Below are 6,574 nucleotides of genomic sequence, written 5' to 3'. Positions count from 1 at the left end.
GCGCTCAGCGAGGACGGCCTGGCCCGCTTCCGGCGCGACTTCGTCGGCATCATCTTCCAGCAGCATCACCTGATCCCTTACCTGACCGCCCTCGAGAACGTGATGATGTCCCAGTACTTCCACAGCGTCCCCGATGAGGCTGAGGCCCGCAGCGCGCTGGAGCGGGTGGGGCTGGGGCACCGCCTGAAGAACCGCCCCTCGGAACTCTCCGGAGGCGAACAGCAGCGGGTTTGCATCGCTCGCGCCATCATCAACAGCCCCAAGCTCCTGCTGGGCGACGAGCCGACCGGCAACCTCGACCACAAGAGCACCACCATGGTCCTCGAACTCCTCAAGGAACTGCGCGAACAGGACCGCTTCACCCTGGTGATGGTCACCCACAACCGGGAGGTCGCAGCCTTCGGGGACCGGACCATCCACATGGACGACGGCGTCCTGGTCAGGGAAGAACGGATGGAGTCCTGATGGCCGGTCTCAAGCTTTTCTCGCTCCTCCTCTGCTGGGGTGCGGTGGTCATGGTGCTCGCCAGGCGCTTCCGCTCCGGGACGACACCACTCGCCGCAGGCGCGGTGGCGGGGTTCGTCGCCGGCGTCGTGGGGCAGAACCTCCTCTTCTCCCTCCTTGGTGGCGACATGGCGTATCGGGTGCTGAAAGACGTCTGCGGCGGGACCTTCCTCCTGCTCTGGGCGGTTTCGGTGGCGGCGATTTACCGTTCGGGGAGGGCTTCCCTTTCCTCCTGCGCGCCGGTATCGGGCGGCAGGGCCGCCGCCAGCGGCGCAGCGGCCGGTGCGGTGGCAGGCGCCATCTCTCTCTGCGCGTTGGCCGCCCAGGCCGCGGGCGCGGTTTCACCGCTTCCTTGCGCGGCCTTGGCCCTGGCGGGTACGGTCATGGCGGTGGCCGCCGTCTTTCCCGGACGGCGTCTCCCCGAAATCCTGGCGGCCGACGGAGCTCCCCTGGCGGCAATTGTCCTCTCTCCAATCCTCCTGATGGCCTGCTCGCTCCCCCGGATCGACCTCTTCTCGCCGCTCTCCATGGAGGTCATGAAGTTCATTCACGACTTCGTGCACCAGTTCTTCGAGTCGATGCTGATCCCGGATCACCCCTTTTTCCGCAGCGACATCTGGGACTACATAGGGCTCCTCTTCAGCGACCAGGTAGGGTTCTGGGGGGGGCTGGTCCTGTGGTTCACCCCGGTGCTGCTGGTTGCCCTGGCCGTCCGGCTGCAACCGCTCCCGTCGGTGGCCCACATCCGCCAGGGCGCGCAGCGGCGCAAGCTCCTGGCGGGCTTCATCAGGGCCAGGCGCCGTCAGCTGGTCATCCCGGTGATCGCGCTCCTTTTCCTCTCCGGGGCCGTCTACCGCAGCAGGTTCCCCTCGGTTGAGTACTGGGACCCCAAACCGGTGACGGTCACGGCCACCGCGTCAGGGGAGATCCTGATCCCCAGGAAGGGCCAGGTCGACCTCGATGACGGGAAACTGCACAAGTACCTCTTCCGCCAGGGGGGCAGGGAGGCCCGTTTCTTCGTGCTGATGTCTCCCTCTGGGCGGTTGAGCGTCGTCCTCGATGCCTGCGCCATCTGCAAGCCCGACGGCTACGGACAAACCGGTGATGCGGTGATCTGCTACTACTGCAGGACGCTCATCCCGCTGGACACCGTCGGCAAGCCGGGAGGCTGCAACCCCGTTCCGGTCTCCTTCGCCTTAAAAGGGGATGCGGTCAGTATCGACGCCCTGGCCCTCCTCGACAAGTGGGGCACCACGGTGCAGGAGACCACGCGGGTCAAGGGGGGTGGCAGATGAAGCGCGCACTCGGGTACCTTGCCAAGGCGGCCATCTCCCCGGCCGTTCCTCCCTGCCTGGTAGGGATCTTTCTGCTGATCTACGTGGTGGTGGCCTTCGGCTCCAACGAAGCCCTCACCACCCTCATGGGGCTCACTCGCGACAGCCTTTTGCTGATCGTCCTGCTCGCACTGATTCCGCTCAACCGGGGGGCGCGCCTGTGGGTAGAGTCGGCGGCATATCTGAAAAGGCGCAAGGCCCTCGCGGGGAGAAGCGACAGCGACCTTCGCGGCCTCTTTGACGAGGCGGTTGAGCTCCCGGAAGGGGCGGCCTTCCATGACCAGGAGCCGCGACTGGCCTCCCTCGGGTACAAGACCAGGCGCACGGATAGCTCCCTCTCCGCCTGGCGCGGGATCACCTCTTTCCCTGCCCGCCTCCTCTTTCTCCTCGGCACCCTCTGCCTTTTTGCCGGCATTCTCCTGAGTCTCACCGGCAGGGTTTCTCACCGCGAGCCGGTGGTGGAAGGGGAGCCTTTGGCCGGGACTGGCGACGTCGTGGAGCGGATCACGCTCAAGGAGGAGCGGGGGCTTTTCCTGGCCCGGTCGCTGGAGATCGTGGCGGCCACGGAAGGGGGAGGCAGGCGCAGCTTCGGCCTCTATCCCCCCTCATCCTACCGGGGCACTTTCCTGTATCCGCGCTATATGGGCATCGCGCCGCAGCTGCGCTTTTGGGCGCCGGAGTTCCCCCAGCCCTTCGAGAGCTACCTGATCCTGATGATCTACCCTCCGGGCAAGGAGGACAGCGCGCAGATCCCGGGAACGCCGTATCGCATCTTCTTCAAGATGGCCTCTGTGCCGGGACCGGACCCTTACGTCTCGGGCCGGCCGACACTGGAATTCAGGGTCTTGAAGGGGGAGAGTCAGGTCCTTGCCGGCAGCACGCCCATCGGCGGCGAGGTCGCCGGGAACGGGTACCGCGTAGCTCTCCCGACTTCGAGCCGGGTGGTCGCCGTCGACTTCGTCCGGGACCCGGGGGTGGTGCTGATCTGGGCCGCCGGCATCCTCATCCTGGCGGCGCTCGTCTGGTGGTTGCCGGTGAGGTTGTGGGTTCCCCGGCGGGAGATGCTCTTCATCAGGGACAGCGACGGGATCCTCGCCCTTTCCCGTGCCGAAGGCGGCAGGAGATCGCACGCGGGAAGCTACCACGAGGTGCTGGACCTGCTGGAGAACCGTGAATGGTGAATGGTGAATGGTGAATGGTGAAAACTGCCGTAAGATCCTCTTCGTAACCCCGCCTTATCATTGCGGCGTGGTCGAAGTCGCGGGTCGTTGGGTCCCGCTGGGGTTCGTCTACCTTGCCGGCGCCGCGCGCCAGGCCGGTGTCGAGGCCGAAATCTATGACGCCATGACCAAGGACGACGGCTTTGCGGAGATCGAGGCCCGCTTCCGCGGATCAGACGCCGCCTACATCGCCTCCACGGCAATTACCTCGACCATCAATGACGCGGTCAAGACCCTGGAGATCTCCAAGGCGGTGAATCCCTCCACCGTGACCATCCTGGGCGGAATCCATCCCACCTTTTGCTACGAAGAGATCTTTGCCACCAGTGACGGCGTCGACTACATCGTCTGCGGGGAAGGGGAAGTGACCCTGAAGGAACTGCTGGAAGTCCTGGAGAAGGGTGGGGACCCGGCCGGGGTGCATGGCATAGCCTTTCGCCGCGACGGGAAGCTGGTCAAAACACCCAAGCGCCCCTTCCATGACCCCCTCGATGATTTCCCCGCCGCCTGGGACCTGCTGGAGTGGCCCGATTACCGGTACTACCTGATCCCCGACTCACGGCTGGCGACCATCAGCACCTCGCGCGGCTGCGACCATGACTGCGGATTCTGTTCGCAGCAGAAGTTCTGGGAGCGCTCCTGGCGAGCCCGCGATCCCGGCAAGGTGGCGGACGAGATGGAGATGCTTTTCAGCACCTACGGCGTCAACGTCTTCCTCCTCGCCGACGAGGACCCGACCCGCGACGGGGCACGCTGGGAAGCCCTGCTCGATGCCGTGATCGCCAAGGGCCTCTCCATCTATCTCCTGATGGAGACTCGCATCTCCGACATCCTCAGGGACCGCGACATTCTCTGGAAATATCGCAAGGCCGGAGTGATCCATATCCACCTCGGCATCGAGCCCATCCCCGGTGAGGTTGACGGAAGCGAATTCGATATGGACCAGCCGAAACTGGCGCTGGAGCTGATTCACGAGCAAGGGATCGTTTCCGAGGTCTCCTTCATGTTGGGCTTCCCCGACGAGACGGCCCGGAGCATCGACCGGACGCTCAAGCTGGCCCAGCACCTCAACCCCGATAACGCGCACTTCCTGCCCATTACGCCCTGGCCTTACACCGACCTGTACCAGGAGGTCAAAGACCGGATCGCGGTGCACGACTACTCCAAGTACAACCTGATCGATCCTGTCATCAAGCCCGATTCCATGACCTTGCTCCACGTGGACGTGGCCATTGTCGACTGCTACCGGAAGTTCTACATGGGGAAGGTGGCGGAGCTCTTCACCATGAAGGACGGCTTCAAGAGGCACTACCTGATGAAGGGGATGAAGCTGATCATGAACAGCTCGTTCGTCATCAAGAGCTTCGGCAAGGGCATAGTGGGCAAGGTCCCGGTGAAGATCGGGGAGATGAAGGCCAGGTTCTCTCCCTCTGGTACCCCTCCGGAAAAATGAGCTCTCGTTCTCTGTGATTGCGGAAGTGCAAGGGCGAATCGAATCCCCCCTGTCCCCCCTTTGACAAGGGGGGGACGTGAGGTTCCCTCGCCCTCTATCCACTCCAACTCCATAAGCGAACCTGCGGCTTTTCGCGCCCGGAAGGGCGCTCCCACGGGCTGGAACGTTCCCCCACCCCCTGACCCCCTCCCGCAAGGGGAGGGGGGATTCGTGAGCGAACCCAAGGGTGACGACTGACGGAGTAGTGTCTATACTTGTGAAGACTTAAATCAGTCCGGGAAGATGCCGCGGCAGGTAAATGAATGCTGGCAGGAAGATAAGCTGGCGGACGATGATCGGAGGAGCGCAGCGCAGATGTGTGCTCCCGGGGAGGAAGAGATGGATGCGGCTAAATTTACTGCGCTGGTGGTTGAGAAGAGCGGTGATAAGGATGTCGTGCGGAGGCTGCAGGATCGTCCCCTGTCAGCCCTCCCTGAAGGAGACCTGTTGGTACGGGTTTACTACTCCTCGCTCAACTACAAGGATGCCCTTTCGGCGACCGGGCATCCGGGCATCACCCGGAAGTACCCCCACACACCGGGCATCGATGCGGCAGGGGAGGTCGTTTCCTGTGAGAGCGGCGCCTTCACTAAGGGAGACAAGGTCATCGTGACGGGATTCGACCTCGGTATGGATACCGACGGCGGCTTTGGCCAGTACATCAGGATTCCCTCGGCCTGGGCAGTGCGGCTCCCGGCGGGGCTTACCCTGCGGGAGAGCATGGCTCTCGGGACGGCAGGGTTCACCGCCGCGCTCTCGGTCTGGAAGCTGGAGCGTGCCGGGGTGAAGCCGGGAGATGGGGACGTGCTGGTGACCGGCGCGACAGGCGGGGTAGGGAGCGTCGCCGTATCCATCCTGGCGGGAGCCGGCTTTCGGGTGGTGGCATCCACGGGGAAGAGCTCCGATCAATCGTTCCTGCGCGACCTGGGGGCGGCGGAGATCATCCCGCGCGAAGACGTTACGGCCGGTTCTGATCGCCCCATGATGAAGGAGCGCTGGTCGGGTGTCGTCGATGTGGTGGGAGGCGATACCCTTGCTGCCGCCATCAAGTCAACCCATTACGGCCAGGCGGTCACCTGTTGCGGCCTGGTCGGCTCCCCCGATCTCCCCATGAACGTCTATCCCTTCATCCTCCGGGGCGTAAGTCTCCTCGGGATAGACTCGGTCCACTGTCCTTTCGAGACCCGGTTGCAGATCTGGGAGAAGCTCGCGACTCAGTGGAAACCGAGGCTCCTGGAGGAGATGGTGACCGAGGTCCCCCTGGAGGGGCTGGAGGAGAAGATCCAGTCGATCCTGAAAGGAGGTATCCGCGGTCGCGTGGTGGTGAAGCTGCCATAAATCCAATCCATAACTGAAGAGACAAAGACCTTAATCCAATAAGCCTTTGTCTCTTCATGGAAGTCCCTCAGCTACTCCCTCTACTAACCCTCCGCTTTATCTTCTCTTCTCTGTTATTGTCATCACGATCAATCATCTAGATGCAGGCTGGACTTGACCGTTTAAGTTTTGTCATAAGGTGGATTACATTTGAATAATCTACTGAGAATGTGTTAGTATCGTGCCCGTCGCAACGCCCTTTTCTTCCATTCCACATGCACTGCCGACAGCTTCCGGAGGGACCGATGTCACATCTTCGAACATTCACGCGGCTTTTTCTTCTCTTCCTAACCCTCACGTACAGCTATGCGTATGCCGCCTCTGACACAAACGGGACATCTGGAGCAGGGCTGAAAGTAAAATCGTCCGGATCCGGTACTGTTTCGACAGAAGTGCCGGCCGATGTGACCACTGCGGCGCCCGCCAAGAAGTACAGGGACGGCGAGCTGCTCGTCAAACTCAAGCCAAACCTCCCTGAGAAGAACAAGAAGAACCTCCACCAGAAGCACGGCGCCGAGAAGCTCGCGGAGTTCGAGGAGCTGCGGCTGCACCATGTCAAGCTCAAGAAGGGGATGTCCGTCGAGGACGGGGTCAAGGAGTACCAGGCCGACCCGGACGTGGAATATGCCGAGCCGAACTACCTCTTC

General features: G+C 62.8%; 6 protein-coding genes. All 6 read left to right on the top strand.

The annotated features are described in order from the left end of the window. On the top strand, nucleotides 1–465 hold a 465-nt coding region (locus tag AC11W3_RS00790; RefSeq protein ID WP_484092328.1), incomplete at its 5' end, for an ABC transporter ATP-binding protein. Beyond that, nucleotides 465–1,799 (top strand): DUF2318 domain-containing protein, encoded by a 1,335-nt coding sequence (locus AC11W3_RS00785; protein WP_484092327.1) that lies wholly within the window; start codon nucleotides 465–467, stop codon nucleotides 1,797–1,799. The genes AC11W3_RS00790 and AC11W3_RS00785, both read left to right, overlap by 1 nt. Next, entirely contained in the window at nucleotides 1,796–3,019 is a 1,224-nt protein-coding gene (locus AC11W3_RS00780; RefSeq protein ID WP_484091526.1) for a hypothetical protein, read from the top strand. Before AC11W3_RS00785 ends, AC11W3_RS00780 begins: the two co-directional genes overlap by 4 nt. A 7-nt stretch (nucleotides 3,020–3,026) precedes the next feature. Then, nucleotides 3,027–4,511, top strand: a complete 1,485-nt coding sequence (locus tag AC11W3_RS00775; protein WP_484092326.1) for a cobalamin-dependent protein — start codon at nucleotides 3,027–3,029, stop codon at nucleotides 4,509–4,511. Between the two features lie 378 nt (nucleotides 4,512–4,889). Continuing rightward, nucleotides 4,890–5,888 (top strand): YhdH/YhfP family quinone oxidoreductase, encoded by a 999-nt coding sequence (locus AC11W3_RS00770; RefSeq protein ID WP_484091528.1) that lies wholly within the window; start codon nucleotides 4,890–4,892, stop codon nucleotides 5,886–5,888. Nucleotides 5,889–6,331: 443 nt separating this feature from the next. Then, on the top strand, nucleotides 6,332–6,574 hold a 243-nt coding region (locus AC11W3_RS00765), incomplete at its 3' end, for a S8 family serine peptidase (RefSeq protein WP_484092325.1).

The organism is Geomonas sp. (assembly GCF_056994735.1).
This window is presented reverse-complemented; position numbering and strand designations above follow the sequence as displayed.

Excerpts from the sequence above, each read along its gene's own strand:
- AC11W3_RS00785 (WP_484092327.1), top strand. The coding sequence starts at position 465 with ATGGCCGGTCTCAAGCTTTTCTCGCTCCTCCTCTGCTGGGGTGCGGTG.
- AC11W3_RS00780 (WP_484091526.1), top strand. The coding sequence starts at position 1,796 with ATGAAGCGCGCACTCGGGTACCTTGCCAAGGCGGCCATCTCCCCGGCC.
- AC11W3_RS00775 (WP_484092326.1), top strand. The coding sequence starts at position 3,027 with ATGGTGAATGGTGAAAACTGCCGTAAGATCCTCTTCGTAACCCCGCCT.
- AC11W3_RS00770 (WP_484091528.1), top strand. The coding sequence starts at position 4,890 with ATGGATGCGGCTAAATTTACTGCGCTGGTGGTTGAGAAGAGCGGTGAT.